Source organism: Bacillus sp. SD088 (genome assembly GCF_017355205.1).
Classification (GTDB): domain Bacteria; phylum Bacillota; class Bacilli; order Bacillales; family Bacillaceae_C; genus Lederbergia.
In genome coordinates this window covers 1-17,343 of sequence record NZ_JADIJK010000033.1, presented here as the reverse complement: position 1 = coordinate 17,343, position 17,343 = coordinate 1, and the positions used below count along the sequence as shown (strand labels likewise).

At 38.2% G+C, this 17,343-nt stretch carries 17 protein-coding genes and 2 pseudogenes; 14 read left to right on the top strand and 5 right to left on the bottom strand.

Annotated features, from left to right (window positions below; translation table 11 throughout):
• Positions 1–186 precede the first annotated feature (186 nt).
• The 3 genes and pseudogenes from IPU53_RS21670 (at position 187) to IPU53_RS21665 (ending at position 1,757) form a co-directional block, all read left to right on the top strand.
• A complete protein-coding gene (locus IPU53_RS21670; RefSeq protein ID WP_313886547.1) occupies positions 187–1,146 on the top strand; it encodes an RNA-guided endonuclease InsQ/TnpB family protein in 960 nt (319 codons plus the stop codon).
• A gap of 15 nt (positions 1,147–1,161) precedes the next feature.
• Positions 1,162–1,341: pseudogene (locus tag IPU53_RS25500) on the top strand (zinc ribbon domain-containing protein); the annotation flags it as partial.
• Between the two features lie 185 nt (positions 1,342–1,526).
• Positions 1,527–1,757 carry a hypothetical protein gene (locus IPU53_RS21665; protein ID WP_207453083.1) on the top strand — a complete coding sequence of 77 codons (231 nt, stop codon included), beginning with the start codon at positions 1,527–1,529 and terminating at the stop codon, positions 1,755–1,757.
• 206 nt (positions 1,758–1,963) lie between these two features.
• Here the strand turns inward: IPU53_RS21665 and IPU53_RS21660 are convergent, their stop codons facing one another.
• Positions 1,964–2,455 (bottom strand): GNAT family N-acetyltransferase, encoded by a 492-nt coding sequence (locus IPU53_RS21660; protein WP_207453082.1) that lies wholly within the window; start codon positions 2,453–2,455, stop codon positions 1,964–1,966.
• Positions 2,456–2,751: 296 nt separating this feature from the next.
• On the opposite strand from IPU53_RS21660, the gene IPU53_RS21655 reads away from it, so the two are divergent.
• Positions 2,752–4,470 (top strand): multicopper oxidase family protein, encoded by a 1,719-nt coding sequence (locus tag IPU53_RS21655; RefSeq protein WP_207453081.1) that lies wholly within the window; start codon positions 2,752–2,754, stop codon positions 4,468–4,470.
• Between the two features lie 71 nt (positions 4,471–4,541).
• Here IPU53_RS21655 and IPU53_RS21650 read toward each other — a convergent pair whose 3' ends face one another.
• Positions 4,542–5,450, bottom strand: coding sequence for a helix-turn-helix transcriptional regulator (locus tag IPU53_RS21650; protein ID WP_207453080.1), 909 nt, complete (start codon positions 5,448–5,450; stop codon positions 4,542–4,544).
• 77 nt (positions 5,451–5,527) lie between these two features.
• Between IPU53_RS21650 and IPU53_RS21645 the strand changes: the two genes are divergently transcribed.
• Complete coding sequence (locus IPU53_RS21645; protein WP_207453149.1) at positions 5,528–5,983, top strand: VOC family protein; 456 nt, start codon at positions 5,528–5,530, stop codon at positions 5,981–5,983.
• 172 nt (positions 5,984–6,155) lie between these two features.
• Here the strand turns inward: IPU53_RS21645 and IPU53_RS21640 are convergent, their stop codons facing one another.
• A complete protein-coding gene (locus IPU53_RS21640) occupies positions 6,156–6,698 on the bottom strand; it encodes an AAA family ATPase (protein WP_313886545.1) in 543 nt (180 codons plus the stop codon).
• A gap of 629 nt (positions 6,699–7,327) precedes the next feature.
• Between IPU53_RS21640 and IPU53_RS21635 the strand changes: the two genes are divergently transcribed.
• From IPU53_RS21635 to IPU53_RS21615, 5 genes are all read left to right on the top strand, one after another.
• Positions 7,328–8,779 (top strand): glycoside hydrolase family 32 protein, encoded by a 1,452-nt coding sequence (locus tag IPU53_RS21635; RefSeq protein ID WP_207453079.1) that lies wholly within the window; start codon positions 7,328–7,330, stop codon positions 8,777–8,779.
• Between the two features lie 312 nt (positions 8,780–9,091).
• Positions 9,092–9,895 carry a sulfite exporter TauE/SafE family protein gene (locus IPU53_RS21630; RefSeq protein WP_207453078.1) on the top strand — a complete coding sequence of 268 codons (804 nt, stop codon included), beginning with the start codon at positions 9,092–9,094 and terminating at the stop codon, positions 9,893–9,895.
• 611 nt (positions 9,896–10,506) lie between these two features.
• A complete protein-coding gene (locus IPU53_RS21625; RefSeq protein WP_313886544.1) occupies positions 10,507–11,262 on the top strand; it encodes an aldo/keto reductase in 756 nt (251 codons plus the stop codon).
• Positions 11,263–11,470: 208 nt separating this feature from the next.
• Positions 11,471–11,794 carry an ArsR/SmtB family transcription factor gene (locus IPU53_RS21620; RefSeq protein ID WP_242698491.1) on the top strand — a complete coding sequence of 108 codons (324 nt, stop codon included), beginning with the start codon at positions 11,471–11,473 and terminating at the stop codon, positions 11,792–11,794.
• Between the two features lie 200 nt (positions 11,795–11,994).
• The gene (locus IPU53_RS21615) at positions 11,995–12,957 is read left to right on the top strand and encodes a cation diffusion facilitator family transporter (protein ID WP_207453076.1); all 963 of its coding nucleotides are present in this window, start codon (positions 11,995–11,997) and stop codon (positions 12,955–12,957) included.
• Positions 12,958–13,634: 677 nt separating this feature from the next.
• On the opposite strand, the pseudogene IPU53_RS21610 reads toward IPU53_RS21615, so the two are convergent.
• Positions 13,635–13,748: pseudogene (locus IPU53_RS21610) on the bottom strand (SDR family NAD(P)-dependent oxidoreductase); the annotation flags it as partial.
• Between the two features lie 473 nt (positions 13,749–14,221).
• Here IPU53_RS21610 and IPU53_RS25105 point away from each other — a divergent pair.
• The 4 genes from IPU53_RS25105 (at position 14,222) to IPU53_RS21595 (ending at position 16,954) form a co-directional block, all read left to right on the top strand.
• Complete coding sequence (locus IPU53_RS25105) at positions 14,222–14,701, top strand: alpha/beta fold hydrolase (RefSeq protein WP_242698490.1); 480 nt, start codon at positions 14,222–14,224, stop codon at positions 14,699–14,701.
• A complete protein-coding gene (locus IPU53_RS25100; protein WP_242698489.1) occupies positions 14,676–15,047 on the top strand; it encodes a hypothetical protein in 372 nt (123 codons plus the stop codon). The genes IPU53_RS25105 and IPU53_RS25100 overlap by 26 nt, the downstream gene beginning before the upstream one ends.
• Positions 15,048–15,143: 96 nt before the next feature.
• Complete coding sequence (locus tag IPU53_RS21600; protein ID WP_207453075.1) at positions 15,144–16,031, top strand: nucleoside hydrolase; 888 nt, start codon at positions 15,144–15,146, stop codon at positions 16,029–16,031.
• Positions 16,028–16,954, top strand: a complete 927-nt coding sequence (locus IPU53_RS21595; RefSeq protein ID WP_207453074.1) for an aminoglycoside phosphotransferase family protein — start codon at positions 16,028–16,030, stop codon at positions 16,952–16,954. Before IPU53_RS21600 ends, IPU53_RS21595 begins: the two co-directional genes overlap by 4 nt.
• A 126-nt stretch (positions 16,955–17,080) precedes the next feature.
• On the opposite strand, the gene IPU53_RS21590 is transcribed toward IPU53_RS21595, so the two are convergent.
• On the bottom strand, positions 17,081–17,343 hold a 263-nt coding region (locus IPU53_RS21590; RefSeq protein WP_207453073.1), incomplete at its 5' end, for a hypothetical protein.

Sequence of the window (17,343 nt, the reverse complement as noted above, 5' to 3'; positions counted from 1 at the left end):
TTTATCGGTCTATTTAACAGCCCTCCGAAAGAAGTCCTCTTCCTCAGGGAGCTAAGCGAACAGGGAGGTGATGAATGTCGGTCGGTGTAAACCGATTCTTCCTATTTTCTTTCTATTTCCACTTGTTATAGAGAATATACGTTTGGTATACTATACATAATGTATAGGGGTGGAGAGGTGACGATCATGAAAAAGAAGGTTGGAGAGAAGTTCGCTTCGGAAACAAAGATACTTGTGAACTATCAATATGAAATCTATCCAAACGAAGAGCAAAGGGAAAAACTCGATAATTGGATTCATTATTGTCGCCATCTTTATAACTCTGCCTTGATCGATAAGAATCGCATATATCAGGAAGACAAGACAAACTATTCCCGTTACGACATGCAGAAGCAATTGGTTGTAGATAAGAAAAAATTCCCTTTCTTAAGCGAAGTCCCTTCTCAACCCCTTCAGGAGGTTTTCGTGCGGCTGGAAAAAGCATTCAATGGATTTTTTGGCCAACGGTCTAAGTATCCAAAAATCAAGAAATACAAGGACTACAATAGCCTTACCTTTACTCAGTTCGGTTACAACAAGAAAGGAAATCGGATGGCTTTATCGTTCACGGAAGATGGGAAGCTTTTCAATGGGAAACTTGGAAGCGTTGACATCAAGATGCATCGTCCCATCGAAGGAGCCATCAAACAGGTTGTCATCAAGCGGAAAGGCGGTCGGTGGTTCGCTATTTTTAGTGTCGAAGGACAAGTGAAACCACAGACCCTTCGTATTGTAGAGGCTGTCGGCATCGATGTTGGCCTGAATAAGTATGCGGTTCTTTCCGATGGGACGGAAATTGAGAACCCACGCTATCTCCGGCAGGCTGAAAAGCAATTACGCAGGGCGCAAAAGAAATTATCCCGCATGACCCGTGGTTCTGCGAACTACAAACAGCAGGCGGCCAAAGTGGAGAAGCTTCACATGAAGGTTGCCAATCAACGGAAGGATTTTCTTCACAAGAAAAGTTACCGGATTGCGATCAATCACTCTGTTGTTTGTGTAGAAGACCTAAACATTCGTCAGATGATCAGAAACCGTAAACTCTCGAAGTCTATTTCGGATGCAGGCTGGGGCATGTTCCGGAATATGCTTGGTTACAAATGCTGACGGAATGGCGGACTCCTTGTGAAGGTGATGCCTGAATACACAACACAGGACTGTTCTTCCTGCGGAAACCGTGTGAAAAAGTCCCTGTCTGTACGCACCCATATCTGTACGGGATGTGGTGCTGTATTAGGCAGAGACCATAATGCCGCTCTGAATATCTTAGCAAAAGGTCTAGAACAACTTCAGATAGCCTAATCCAATAAAACTGTAGGGCAAGGTCATGTCCGAACAGTATAAACAACGCCTGTGGAGATCATGTAAGACGGAAGGGGGATTCCTCCATTGCGCAAAGATCTGTGAATCAGGAAGCCCCTTCTTCAAGCAGTCTGTAAGGACTGGTAAGGAGGGGTTGTTCACGTGTTAAAAAGGATGTGAGCGATATGAGGCTATACGATAAACCAATTAAGGCATATTTGCATAACGAATTAAGTGCTGTTGAGGAACATGACGGTGAACTTATTTATTTTTTTGAAAAAGGGTATGTGACTGTTCTTGGTGAGTTTGAATGTGAGAAGTATGTCGGAGGAACGGCTTGTATTATTTTTAATCAGGAAGATGTTATATCTGTTGGAAAAGGGATGCTGCGATTGGTTGACGAAAAGGCTTTATGAAAATTCAGCCAATTAATGGGATTATCTCATATTTATTTTTAAGAGTAGCATGAAATTTTTAATCCGACTTATGTTGATTCCTAAAAAGTATTTTCACCAAAGAAAGATCGAACTACTAAGGGCATTACCCCTGCTTCCCGCATGAATCTACGCAATCTCCTCCGCTAAGGTAATGCCTTGTTCGTTCTTGGAGCTTAACGTTTTAATTATTGTTTAAATAAATATATCATCGTTTTCGATGTTCCTACTATTTCCACGTCTTTAAAGCCCAGCTTGTGATAAAGTGTAATCGCTCCGTGATTATCTAAATCGACACTCAAAGATAATCCGGGGTATTCTGCCTCATTTGCTTCTTGCAAAATTGCCTGCATCAATTGCTTTCCTAACCCCTTTCCCCGTTCCGCGCTCTTAATCGCTATTCCAAGCTCTGGAATCTCACTGCTGACAAAACCATACCCTTTTTCTTGTTCGCCAAATACTCGATACCAAACGGCTCCAACTGGCTCCTGGTCCTGATTATCTGCAATCAATGCTATATCTCCTGCTCGTCCCCAGTCCCGATGATACTTACGTAAAGGCTGTGTTTGAAGCAATACTTGTTTAGATGGCTTATTCGATGAAATATAGATCGATTCGTATAACATATCCGTTAAAAAGTCAAAATCCATTTTATTTGCAAGTTCCCTTATTTTAAACATTATAATCCTCCATTCATTTGTGAAAATTGAAGCCCGTTTTAATAGGTTTATCAGTTATTGTTTTGTAGTAGCCATATACAATAACCTCTAACTAAATATTATGATAAACAAACCTTCGATAAAATTAAAATTTGGGAATGTTACAGATAAAGATTGGTATCTAAATGTCCCATCAAGCGTAGCAAACATGTATTTAATTCATGCAATGAAAATAACCATCGTATTTCAATAAACTTTCCACACATCGTACAGTCTTTCCGCATTCTATATAGGGAATGCGGAAAGGAGCTGGGGAGATGGCTTTAACAAAGTTTGTGGATAAACTGCCGATTATTCCAATACATAAACCAATTGGAACGTATGAAGGGATTCCATATTATGAGGTGTCTATGCGACAGATACAGCAGAAACTGCATCGTGATTTGCCGCCGACGACTGTTTGGGGATATAACGGTATCTACCCTGGTCCAACATTCGAAGCAATCAGGAATCAGCCAATCTATGTGAAATGGAAGAATAAGCTTCCCTTTGAGCATCTCTTACCTGTTGATCGAAGTATAATGGGTGCTGGAACCGACCAGCCTTCCGTTCGTACGGTTGTTCATTTACACGGGGGACGTAATCGACCTGGAAATGATGGTTCACCTGATGCATGGTTTACCCATGACTTTGGAAAAAAAGGGCCGAATTTTGTTAAAGAAATCTACTATTATCCAAATTGTCAGCGTCCTGCAACTCTTTGGTATCATGATCATGCCCTGGGGATCACACGTCTGAATGTCTATGCCGGATTATCTGGTTTTTATGTCCTCCGTGATCAGCAAGAAGGGGCCTTGAATCTGCCAAGCGGCGAGTATGAAATCCCTTTGCTGATTCAAGACAAGTCTTTTTATCCTAATGGTGAACTTTATTATCCTGCTAAACCAGATGAACCACCGACACCTGCACCCAATTCACCACCTATGCCCAATCCCTCAATTGTCCCAGAGTTTTTTGGTGATACCATTTTAGTTAATGGCAAGGTCTGGCCTTATCTCGAAGTAGAACCTCGTAAATATCGTTTTCGCATTTTAAATGGCTCTAATGCTCGTTTTTATAACCTAGGGTTAAGCAATGGGCAAAAGCTTATTCAAATTGGTACAGATGGTGGCTTACTAGAGTCCCCAATCGAAGTAAATACGATTCTGCTTTCTCCTGCAGAGCGTGTCGATATTATAATTGACTTTTCTAAAAATAAAGGTGACCATATTATTCTGACCAATAGTGCGAATGCGCCTTTTCCGGGAGGAAGTGGTGATGCACCGATAGCTGATACCTCACAAATTATCGAGTTCCGAGTTAGAGAGAATCAGAAAATTGATGATTCAAGTATAATTCCCTCAAAATTAAGCTGTATGGAAATATTAAATCCTATAGAATCTTCTTATACTCGAGTGAACACATTAGATGAGGATACGGATGAATATGGCCGTCCAATCCAATTGCTCAATAAAATGATGTGGGGAGAGCAGCCGATCACAGAGACACCTTCAAACGGTAAAATTGAAATTTGGGAGTTTTACAACACGACTAATGATTCGCATCCGATTCATCTGCATCTCATCCATTTTCAAATCCTTGACCAAGCAACATTTAGTGGAAATCCACTTCATCCAGAAAACCCAAAAGAACCGCTGGTAATAGGAAAGCGAATCCCGCCACTGCCAAATGAACGTGGCTGGAAAGACACGGTACGTGTTGATCCAGGAATGGTCACACGGATTATTGCTCGCTTTGGTCCTTACACCGGAATCTACCCATGGCATTGCCATATGCTTGAACATGAAGATCATGATATGATGCGGCCCTATGAAGTGTTGAAGAACCCAGCGTTTGATCCATGTGTATCGATTCCGTCAGTGTGTGTAGATGATTCTTTTGCACAATGCTTTCATGATGGAATCTGTCGAGACTATTGTAAGGACTCCGCTGACATCATAGTGAAAATAGGAGAGCGGATAATAAAAAAGTTTTGATGGGGGAGACAGTGAAAGAGGGGTGAAATCAGGGTATATCCATACTAAATAGAGAAACCAACTATGATCTTCTATTTGTAAATTTTCACTGTCTCCTCCAAAAAATTTACATATTTAGCAATAAAGCCTTTTGGCTCTTTAATTTTAACGGTATTGCCGAATCCCGCTAAAAACTGGTAGGCAAATTGATTCTCAGGTAATTCAATGGTCGCAAGATAACTTCTTGGGGTCACTTTTGTAATGACACTTTTTCCGTATCTCTCGATAAATTGATCTCTTACAGCAACATCTATCAATAGCTGTACACTAACCATATTCGGCTGTTGATTATGTTGCTTTTCTTCCTCCAATACCTTATCAGGTCTTGGAACAAAAAAACCATCTTTTTCGATATTTGTTATCCTCGTCAATTTAAAGGTTCGGTAATCTTTCCGTTCTAAACTATAACCATAAAGATACCAATGCATTTCACTTACATGCATCATATAGGGTTCTACAACTCTATCTGTGATGTTACCTTTTTGATCTACATACTCAAACTTTAACAACCAGTTATTTTCAATGGCTTGTTTAATAAATAAAATATCTTCTTTAATTTGACTTCTTCCTGCCCAATCATAAAAAGATAAATCAAGTTTTGGAGCTATATTTGTGCTGGTCATGCCTTTGATTTTTTGAAGAGTCGTTTGAATTTCTTGATTTGTAATCAGTTGCTCAAAACCACCTAAAGCTATGAGTATATTTTCAATATCTTTGTTAGCTAATAATCGTTTATCGAATTTATACTCTTCCATTATTGTATATCCGCCTTCAGCACCATATTTCGCATAAATAGGGATGTTTGCATAACTTAGTGTTTCCATATCACGCTGAATTGTTCGTCTTGTTACATGAAAAAGTCGACTAAACTCTGATGCCGAAACAACTTCTTTTTGTAACAAGATCATCACGATCGAGATAAGTCGCTCAATTTTTTTCATATTTCCCTCCTATATACGACATACAGTTGTCACCTATGTGCTATTATACTGCAAATATGAAAAGGAGGAAATAAATGATGAAAGCAATAACTTATCTACAATTTGCTGGAAAAGCAGAAGAAGCGTTAGCCTTTTATGAAAAGGCGTTACAAGCAACAAGTGTAAAAAAGGTGAGGTTCGGTACTTTTGGTCAAGACCCAAACGCTCCATTAACGGCAGAAGAACAAAACATGATTATGGAATCTTGTATCGAGTTTTCAGGAAATATTTTGATGCTTTCTGATGTTCTGCCCTCTATGCAAGCTGTGACAGGTGAAGTTGTAAAGGGGAATGCTCTCTTAATTAGTATCATTGATGCCGATCCAGAAATAAATCAACCAATTTTCGAAAAGCTTTCAGAAGGTGGTACTGTGATCATGCCGTTATCTTCTACTCCATGGTCAGCTAGTTTTGGAATGTTAATCGATAAGTTTGGTGTAATGTGGAAGTTTAATAGTGAAGCGAGTAAATTTCTAGATGGTTTTGTAAGTTAAAATTGTATTATGGGGGTTGAGACTTTCTAATATTTAACAGAGCACAACACTAAGACATTATTAATAGACCCTGAAGTTCCTTTGTGAGGGGGAAATTCAGGGTTGAGCTCTTATTAAAGTCCCTATAATTGAAGGCAGAAATAAATATGGTCTCTAAAGATTATGCTTATTTTTACACTAAAATGCGTGCTTCAGATTCTGCACGTTTAATAATCTCAGAGAGCGTTTCTTCAGGAGTCATATCTGATGAATCTATCCAGAGACCTATCCGCGGATTTTCATTTATCAATACTTCATAAAGGGGTTCAAACTCCCATGTGGTATAACCTGTTTTATTACGTTTTTTCTCTCTTTCCGCAATCGCTTTAATATTTGGATTTAACGTAATGAAATAAACTGGCTTTGATTCAAATGCCTGAAGAAAGGAATGCACCTCTTTCCCCAAATAAGTGTCCTGCACCACAACAGAAAAACCAGCAGTGTAATACATGTCAGCTACTTTTGCCGCCATATTGTAGCGAAGTATCAATTGCTCTACCGCATCTTTTGAATAATCAGGTGTCATATCAATGTTTCCTGTTGCTATCATTTTCCGAAAAATATCCCCATGTACATGAACACCCTTCTCAAATTGTTCTGCCAAAATTTGGCCGATTGTAGATTTTCCTGAAGCCATTATCCCTGTTACAATATAAATCCCCTTACCTAGAGCCACTATAATTGCCTCCTTCGCTTGTTTAATCCCTGCTTATTCTATAATGGACCATTAAGCCAAAAAAGGCTTTATTTCTTGCTCTTCTTTTCTGGAAGCCTGCCTTTTATATTAAGTTCTTCTTGCAGAGGAGAAGGCGAAAAAGGAGGCTGGGACAATAGTGCCTTCACCAAAGAAAAAAACGAACTAGTATGGTGTATATACTCGCCGCGGAAATATACTTCGCTAAGGTAATACATCGTTTGCCTTTGGAGCTTAACATATTAGTTATGATCCCAGCCTGTCTTTTTTAGATAATCGCAGGTAATTGTTTATCAAATTTTTGCCTATTATTCCGTAGGGATATGCACCCTAGCAGTTCGCTTTTCCTTTGGCGAAAATAGTCTCATATAATTTAATTTGGTTTCAACAAACAAAGCGGAGGCCCTAAGTTTGTTTAGTCCACGATTCGATGTTGTCAATAGATTACCAACCTAAAATAGTAAACTAAAACAGACATGCAAAGAATTAACGGGCATAATTTTAATATGAAACGAGAGACTTTTTTGTTGTTTTGAAAGCTTATTAGTAAGACGCTTAAGACGTCAAGCAAGTAATACATGAGTTGAAGTATATAGAGGAGGTTAAGTGCATTGAATAAGTTACAAGCAGCAGACCATTACATAGAAGAAAATAAAGGAACGGTAAACAATCGACCATTTTTTCATTTCACTGCTCAAATAGGTTGGTTGAATGATCCAAATGGTTTTACATTTTACGATGGAAAATATCATCTGTTCTATCAACATAATCCCTATGATATAGTCTGGAATAATATGCATTGGGGGCATGCAACAACAAATGATTTTATCAATTGGGAGTACCAACCAATAGCATTAGCGAACGATAAAATATATGATGCCAATGGTTGCTTCTCAGGCAGTGCTATTGAAAAAGATGGAAATTTATATTTGATGTACACAGGACATATTGATCCCAATTTAGGATATCAAGGGGATGTGACTCAAATAAAACAGTATCAATGTATCGCTTTTTCTGAGGATGGTATTCATTTTACTAAGCATCAAAAAAATCCTGTAATAGCGGAGAAAGAATTACCTGTGGGATACATGATATGTGATTTTAGAGATCCAAAAGTAATTGAAATTGATGGTGTATATTACTGTGTTCTTGCAGTAAGGAATAAGGATAGACGTGGAGAAATTATTATGTATAAGTCCGCAAATTTGTTTGATTGGACATTCCATTCGTCATTATATCAAACTAAATATGAAGAGAATATTATGTTGGAATGTCCGGATTTATTCCAAATTGATGGAAAGGATGTACTAACCTTCTCAATTATGCCGTGCGGACCAGAATATGCTGGAGAAATATATAATAAAACAGCTTATGCTGTTGGAAAGATCGATTATGAGAAAGGAGATTTCTTTGCCGAAACAGAGGGGCTGCTCGATTATGGGCGAAACTTTTATGCACCTCAATCGACTGAAGGAAAGAATGGCGAAAGATTAGTGATTGGGTGGCTCCAACAATTTAATCAAGAGCGGCAACCGAAAGACTATGGTTTTAATGGAATGATGTCAATTCCAAGGGAATTAAGACTCAAAGACAATAATTTAGTTCAACAGCCTTACCAAGATATGTCAAAAACCTTTAATAAAATGTCAATTTATGATGATGTTAAATTGGGTGTGAAAGAAGAAGCTGTGTTAGGAAATTCGAAAGTTGCCTACTTGCAACTGAATTTCTCTGCAATCAATAATGATCGTTTTAATATAGAAGTAAATAAAGAAGGGGGTAAATCAACTCGGATAACAGTGAACGTTCGTCAAAATACCATTTCACTTGAATCAGATTATGAGGATGGTAATCTGATTGCTATTCCTGATTGTTTTCATAATTCGGATGATGAGCTGAAAATTGAAGTTTTCCTCGATCTTCATTCTATTGAAGTATTTGTAAATTCCGGTGAAAAGGTATTAAGTTTTATTTCCTATCAAAAAGAAAAGGGAGATACCATTTCAATTAAAGGGCTAAGTGAAACAGAAATTAAGAAGCTTACTTATGGAACCTTAAGTTAGCTAAAGTTTTTAATTTTGGGGTTTCCCTATTTATTGAGATTAAGGAGTATATCCCCTATTAATTCGGTTTTCTTTTGTAAAAACAGCATACATAAAACCCCTTTGGACCAGTGACTAACAACTTTGTCCCAAAGGGTTTTTATGTATGCTAGTACCCCACAATTTTTGATTCTGTATTTCTAGTACAAACTCAATCCGTATCGTTTGAACTAGTCAAACGACACTATGCTTTATGGCAACACTGTTCAATATATGATTTAATAGATCTAGGAAATGATTCTTAATTAATTTTAGTAAAGAGAGATGTTTTGAGTGGGATTTTCTTTTGTTATGTTTTTATTAATCGGTATTATTATTGGCGTTCTATCAAGCATGTTTGGTTTCGGGGGCGGTATCGTAGTCGTACCGATCTTATTCGCATTTTTACCAGATTCTATTCCAAGTGAATATCTAATGCATACCGCTATTGGTACATCATTAGCAGTTATGATTATAAATTCATTTAATTCAACCTATAATCATGCGAAAAAAGGCAATGTAACATGGTCAGTTTTTAAGATATTCGTAGGGTATATTGCAATTGGTTCTTTAATAGGCGGCGTGCTTGCAGTCTACATAGAGAGTGATTTTCTTAGGTTTGCCTTTATTGGACTATTAGCTTACATTTTGATCACGAACATATTCAAGAAAACATTCACTACAGAAATGGAAGAACAAGCATTTCGTCTGCCTAAGCAAAGTTCCGCATCTTTTATTGGGATAGGCATTGGATTTCTTTCAACTTTATTAGGTATTGGCGGAAGTACTATGACAATTCCTTACCTGAGAAATAGAGGTATGCGCATGATACATGCTGTAGCTCTAGCTACTCCATTAGGTCTGCCAATTGCTATTGTAGGAGCTTTTGCTTATTTAATTACAGGGATGCAGATCGATGCAATGCCTTCGTCCACTCTAGGGTTTATATACATACCAGCGCTTATTGGGTTTACAGCCGGAGGATTTATTGGTGTACCAATTGGAAGGTCCTGGGCTCAAAAGTTATCTGACAAACTCTTTTCAAAAATCTACTTAATTCTCTTGTTTATTGTAGTTATCATGATGATTATAAGTTGATTGCTGCACAATACAAGATGAGAGCCTCATTACTATCTATAGAATTTCTCAAAAATACCAAGTCACTATAAAAAAATGTGACTTGGTATTTTTGTATGCTAGTTAAATGATATGAATGTTTGATAAAGCTACTAGGAGAAGATTGTACTGTCAGAAGAACACTTATATTAGCCATATGAGGTTTCATCGATTTTATAGCAGGGAAAATAAAATACGTCTTATTTCTTTAGCTAAAAGGTATTAGAAGATACATAAATTCAAATATAACTATAAGAAATTAATCTCTGGGATAAATTCTTTATGAATATAGCGTTTATATGAATGGGATGAAAAAGCTTGGAATAGGGAAAACTGGATTTCTGGCAAGAAATTGAAAAAATATGTAATTCAATTTAAGCAAAAGCTGTTGACTTAGAGTTAACTCTAGGTATTATAATGAATTTCAAAATGGAGCTGCACAAAATAATAGTTTATTCATTTTATCAAAAGGAGATGCTCAAATGATTTTAACTGAAAATTTCCGGTTGGCCAATGGAGTGGAAATTCCTAAATTAGGTCTGGGAACATGGTTCATAGATAATGGAGATGTCGCATAAGCAGTAGTAGAGGCTGTGAAAATTGGGTATCGCCACATTGATACGGCACAGGCATATGGAAATGAAAGTGGGGTTGGTCAAGGAATTAAAAAGTGTGGAGTGAACAGGGAAGATTTATTTATTACGACAAAACTTGCTGCAGAAGTGAAGTCATATGAAGAAGCTGTTTCCTCGATTGATCAATCCTTGGAGACAATGGGGCTTGAATATCTTGATTTGATGATTATTCACAGTCCACAACCATGGGCAGAGTTTGCGGAAGAGGATCGCTTTTTTGAAGGAAACAGGGAAGCATGGCGCGCTCTTGAAGAGGCCTATCAAGCAGGAAAACTTCGTGCAATTGGTGTATCTAATTATCAAAAAGAGGATTTGGAAAATATTTTTGATCATTGCACAGTCAAACCAATGGTAAATCAGATTTTAGCACATATTAGCAATACGCCATTTGATTTGATTGCATATACTCAAGAGCATGGTGTTCTCGTTGAGGCATATTCACCAATTGCTCATGGAGAATTGTTTAAAAATCAAAAAGTGAAAGCTATCGTGGAGAAATATGGTGTTTCCATTCCGCAATTAAGTATTCGCTATACTTTGCAGCTTGATTTACTTCCATTACCTAAAACGGCAAATCCGGAACATATGAAAAATAATGCTGAAGTGGACTTTACCATTTCAGATGAGGATATGGAATTCTTGAAAAATGTTGAACGGATTGAAGATTATGGAGAGGCAAGTGACATGCCTGTTTTTGCCACAAAGCCAGAATAACAGGATGGTAAAAATACTCTAACCCGAAACTGCATTCCATGGGAGTTTTGATTTCCTCCTACGGAATGCTTTTTTATTTATTAATTAGCTGAGGGTTTGTTGGGACATGTTATTATAGATTAGCAAAAATAAATATTGTAATATAAATGCGTATATGTTAATTTATTCATATAAGGGTTTGACAGGTGTGAATAAAGGAGGGAAAACATTGGAAGAATTTGAATTTGAAAATGGTCCTTCAGATGAAATTGACGAGGAAACACTATTTATTGTTACACAAACATTTAAAGCGTTAGGTGATCCAACAAGGGTGCGAATTCTCCATTTGCTTTTTAAAAAAGAATGCTCCGTTAATGAGATTGCAGAAACATTGGATATCCGCCAATCTACGGTGTCGCACCAATTGCGTTTTCTAAAGAATTTACGTTTGGTGAAATATCGTCGTGCCGGCACAACACTTTATTATTCCCATGATGATGAGCATGTGATGCTTATATTGAAACAAATGATCGATCATGCATGTCATAGTTAGTTGAAAATCACTTATAGTATGTAGGTGATTTTCGAACAAATTTTATATGCGTACATGTGAATATAAGCATAAATAAAGTGGAATTTAGGACCCATCGTAAGCAGTATAAAAAATTGACATACTTGCTGTATGTTGTGAATGGATGTTTGCAGTTTATTATATGCGTACATATAAATATAAACATAAAGGGGAGGTTTCACATGGGACACGATCATCACGGCCATGACCATACACATGGAGCAAACAAAAAAGTATTGTTTATTAGTTTTCTTGTTATTACGGTATTTATGATTGTAGAAGTAGTGGGGGGATTGCTTACAAATAGCTTAGCTCTCTTGGCAGATGCAGGACATATGCTGAGTGATTCGATTTCGTTATGTATTGCATTGATTGCTTTTAAACTGGGAGAGAGAGCTGCAAACTACGGGAAGACTTATGGATATAAGCGGTTTGAAATACTGGCAGCAGTCATTAATGGAGCAACATTACTGGTTGTATCTATATACATCTTTTATGAGGCTTATCAACGATTGTTTGACCCACCAGAAGTGGCTTCAACTGGAATGCTCATTATAGCTGCTATTGGCCTGCTCGTAAATATTATTGTCGCATTTATCATGTTACGTGGGGGAGACACAGAAAATAATTTGAATATGCGTGCAGCATTTCTGCATGTTTTAGGAGACTTATTGGGATCTGTCGGAGCAATTATTGCGGCGCTTCTTATGATTCTCTTTAACTGGGCATGGGCAGATACGGTGGCAAGTGTTCTTGTAGCAGTGCTTATTTTGGTCAGTGGATGGCGCGTAACCAAAGCTTCCATTCATGTTTTGATGGAGGGAACACCTGCTAATGTGAATCTGGATGAAGTGATTAAAACGATGAAAAATGTAGAAGGCGTTCAGAATATCCATGACCTACATGTATGGAGTGTTACGAGCGGACAGAATGTACTTTCCTGCCATATTATTGTCGATGGTCAGATGACAATAGAAGAAAGTCAACAATTGCTTCGCACGATTGAACATGACCTAGAACATAAAAACATCGGTCATGTTACCATTCAAGTAGAGACAGAGGAACACCCTCATGAAGACTCGATTATGTGTCAAAAAGAGTATATGGCAGAAGATCATCATCACCATCATAGTCATAGCCATTAAATGGAAGGAAAAGCAGAGCCTGAGTTTTAAATCATGTTCTGTTTTTATTTAGATAAGAAAGTATAAAATTTTGGCTAGTGTTTTGATCTAGCTCCAGCGCCTAGCCCCTCGAGGTCAAATAACCTGAGCCAATAAAAGTCAAAACCGGACTTTTCTTGTCTCAGAACATTTGCTTGTCGGGGCTGAGCAAGGCGCTTGCGCTTTTCTTAGCTAGATTCCCATTTTCAAGGGCAGGGATAAAAGTCAATGTTTGAAACTCTGAAGAATGTCTATTCACTAATTAATATTTTCCAAATAATGCCCAACAACCTTGTTTAGAAAATAAAAACGTAACCCACTTGCCATTGTTCAAGCATGTTTCTATGGAAGTCGTCAACAATAAAAAGCTCTGTCTGATTTAGAAAATCTTGTGGTGTTGCCGGATGACCTTTCTTCTCCAAAAATACCTGTACAGGCATATATTCAAGTTATAAAAAACAAGCAGATGGTTCCTGGAGGGAATATCAAATAACGAAGAGAAATATTTGTAGTGTGTGTTCGAAAAGGAGGATAAAAAGGACTAAGTCGGCTAAAAGGCGCTGATGTCCTGTACATCGACGGTTGGAGAAGCATAGTTTTGATCAGTATACTTGCGCATGTTTGTGCTAACTTCTATGTTGGGACTGACAAAGATTGCCACGCTGTGCAGTAATGACGGTCGCCCCCTCTTCGTGCAGACGTCGAGCGATGGCCTTCCCGATCCCCGAGCGCCCTCCTGTCACCAATGCTACTCTCCCTTCGAAACGCTTCATCTGACTTGTCATTAACGTATACCTCCTTGTCCAATCATCTTACATGGTCCAATTTCCGCTGTAAGGTAGAGAGATTAAAGGGAAAGGAGTGAATCATTTTTTTACATACATAATAACTTCAAGCCTATTTAATACTCTCTTTTCTCTCTTTAAAGTATTCATTTAGTAGAATTTCCCATATGACTATTGGCGGGGATTAATAACATTATTAATATTTATAGGGAGTTGGGGAAGTGAATCAACTTGGATCATCCAGAGAATGTATATGGCAAAGATAATTAATATCATTTATTATAAAAGTTAACAAAAAGATTGAATGGTTTGAATTTATTATGCATTGTATGAAGGGGACAACATATGAGAGAACTTTCAAAACATGATGGAGCTATTTCAAATGGTTAAGCCTAACATGAGGATTCAGAAAGCGGAAACACAATATGCCATAGCAAGTTTGAACAAAAAGGAGGATGTCTATGAATATTACTTTAAGGAATGGCGAGAACCTTTTTTATGTGAAAAAAGACGGTGGAGAGCATGTTTTATTATTAATTCATGGAAATATGGCATCTTCCACTCAATGGGATTTGCTGCTTGAAGAAATAGATCCAGTCTTTACAGTTTATGCAGTTGATTTACGTGGATATGGACAGTCGACCTACCATCAGCCGATAAATTCAATCAAAGATTTTTCAGATGATATAAAACAATTTGTTGATCAACTAGATTTGAAGAAGGTTTATTTAATAGGCTGGTCCAATGGTGGTGGTGTAGCCATGCAATTTGCTGCTGATTATCCAGAACATGTCAATAAAATTGTTTTACTCTCATCTATGTCTACGCGAGGTTATCCAGCTTTGAGTATCGATAGTGAAAGGATTCATTCAAGAGAGCAATTAGTAGAAGATGCTGGATTAAACATGCTACTAGATGGACCAAACGCTTTATTCCACTAACCAGCCAAATAAAGAACAGTATCAAAAGTATTTAACAAGTGCAGCGCAGCAAAGGAATATCTTAGACGTGGCGTATGCTGCGAATGTGTTTAATATAAGTACCGTGTCAAATGGTGTGGTTGATGGGACTGGGGAAATACGTAATCTTAATGTTCCTATTCTAGTAATCTGGGGAAAAAATGATTTGGTTGTATCGGAAGAGATGACGTTAGAAATAGTGGAGGATTTAAAGCAGGCTGGAATTGACTTTCGCTATACAGCAATAAATGCTGAACACACTTTATTGTTAGACAATTTAGCAGCCGTTTTGAAAGAAACATATACATTTTTCGATGTAAAAGGATAATATATTCCTCACTGAAAAAAGTGTTCTTGACCATATAAAGGAGGTGCAGCATGGGAATTTGCAAAGAACTCTTGTAAATTACAGGAGGTAAAAGGAATGGAAAAGATATTACTTGATAAGGATATTGGTGGCGACATTGATGATGCAATCTGTTTGGCGTACTTACTAAAGGAACCTCAGTGTAACTTAATGGAAATTACAGCGGTGTGCGGGGAACCAGAAAAAAGGGCTGAGGTTGCTGATGCGATCTGCAAAACGGTTGGTCGGAAAGTGCCAATTGTTGCGGGCTTAGATACAACGTTACAACCTGTGCCCGTATATCCGACCCCAGACGGAGCTGCGGGATTACAAGCTTGGGAGCATGACATCTACCAAAAATCGGACGCACCAGCATTCATGTATCAAATGATTAAAGAGCACCCTCACGAAATTGTCTTAATCGGTATTGGCAATATGACGAATATTGCTACCTTATTTCGCGAATATCCAGACACACCTAATCTATTAAAAGGCCTTTATGTGATGAATGGTTATTTTGCAAAGGAACCACTGCCAGAGCCTTGGTATAATTGCAACGCTTGGGCAGATCCACTGGCTTCAAAAATGGTATTTGCTTCTGATGTGAACGTTCACAAAGCAATACCGCTTGAGGTTACCGAGCTGCTGACGATTGATGCAGAGAGAGCAAACGAATTGTTTCACACAAAATCAAAGCTAAACAGAGCAGTCCTCGACTTTGGAAATGCTTGGTTAGAAAGCTCGAATCAATTAACGTTACATGATCCTTTAGTGGGCTTTTCCACTTTCCACCCGGAAATATGCCAATTTGAAAAAGGATTTGTAACGGTTGAAACAAATGAGAAATCTTTAATGGGAGCCACCACCTTTACAACAAATAGAAAAGGAAATGTAGACATTGCAAGAACAGTGGATAAAGAAGCTTTCTATAGCGTTTTATCATCTACATTAAATAAACCAATATGATGTATAAAAGAGAGGTTCCACCATTTGTTATAAGTAGAGCCACTGCCGCTGGTGAAGCAGGGAAAGAGTGGCTGGCGAAACTGGATGATACTATTTTGGAAATTGAAAAGCAGTGGGAAATTACGGTGGGCCAATCCTTATTTGGCGGTTCGACTGCTTTTGTAGCAAACGCAAGCGATAAGCAAGGGAAAAAGTATGCGCTAAAACTGGAGATGCCTGATAGCGTTGGGCAAATTGATTTTACCATGGCGATCAAGGCTTTAGAATTGGTAAACGGCAATGGGTATGTAAAACTGTTTGCCAGCGACCATGAGAAGAAGGCTGCTCTGTTAGAACGTCTTGGAAAGCCTTTAAAAGAGACCAGTATTGCTATTCCCGAGCAGATCAATATTATTTGTTCGACCTTACAAAAAACATGGTTTATTCCTGACAGCCATTCCACATTGCACAATAGCAAAGAGGTTTTCTCCTGGTTTGCTGGGTTTATCGAACCTACTTGGAAATCGTTAGATCGGCCATGTTCTGAAAAAACGATCAAACAAGCCTATCGTTTTCTCCAATCAAGGCAAGCGAATGAGCAGCCAGAAAAGCATGTGCTCATTCATGGTGATGCCCATAACGCAAATATTTTACAAGATTTATCCGCAAACAATCAATACAAATTGATTGATCCAGACGGTACCTTTTATGAAAAAGCTTATGATCTAGGTGTGCTAATGCGAGAGTGGCGTGAAGAATATCAGCACAATCCCGTGACAAAAGGTATCGAACGTTGTGAACAGTTGAGTCTTTTAACAGGAGTGGATAAACAAGCCATTTGGGAATGGGGATTTTTGCAATGTGTCTCCACTGGATTGTTATTGATGACCTTCGATAATAAATCAGGCAGGGAGTTGCTAGAAGTTGCAGAGGCTTGGACATAATTAAAATGTTAAGCTCCAAGAACGAACGATATATTTTCTTAGCGAAGTATATTTCCGGAGCGAGTACATGCACCATACTAGTTCGTTTTTTCTTTGGTGAAAATACTTTTGTCCCAGCCTCGGGGATTAATATTTATAAGGAGTTGGAGAGTGAATCAACTTGGTAACGGTGAGCAGGTTGACCGTGCCCGTTTTCGTGAAAAAGCGAAAAAGGGTGACGGCGAGTAGTGTGGCCGTACCCTTTTTGATGAAAAAGCGAAAAAGGGTGACGGCGAGTAGTGTGGCCGTACCCTTTTTGATGGAAAAGCGAAAAAAGGGTGACGGCGAGTAGTGTGGCTGTGCCCTTTTTGATGGAAAAGCGGAAAAAGGGTGACGGCGAGTAGTGTGGC